Origin of the sequence: Adlercreutzia equolifaciens (assembly GCF_029076695.1) — a bacterium.
GTDB lineage: Bacteria > Actinomycetota > Coriobacteriia > Coriobacteriales > Eggerthellaceae > Adlercreutzia > Adlercreutzia equolifaciens_A.
Genome location: NZ_JARFIK010000562.1, coordinates 1 through 291 on the forward strand (window position 1 = coordinate 1; position 291 = coordinate 291).

At 61.5% G+C, this 291-nt stretch carries 1 protein-coding gene; it reads right to left on the reverse strand.

Annotated features, from left to right (window positions below; genetic code table 11):
• Positions 1–291 (reverse strand): hypothetical protein (locus tag PZH32_RS13600; protein WP_275208789.1); only part of this gene is annotated, 291 nt, incomplete at both ends.

Below are 291 nucleotides of genomic sequence, written 5' to 3' on the forward strand. Positions count from 1 at the left end.
GTGAACTGCAGCATGGCCTTTGCCGCCACAAACGACGTGCCCACGCCGATAAGTGCCGCGCCCAGAGCATACCACAGGCCACCAACAGGCTGAAGCGCAAAGACGAGCACCGTGCCCACGGTGGCCAAAAGCCCCATACCGAACACGAACCAAGGCACTTGAAGCCACTGGTGAAAACGGCGGTGCTGCGCGCCTACCACCAGCAACGCCAGAGCAAAGCAGGCATTGCTGACGACATACACCACCGAGACGGCCGCGCCGTCGAGCGTGATGCCGAAGAAATTGACCTCG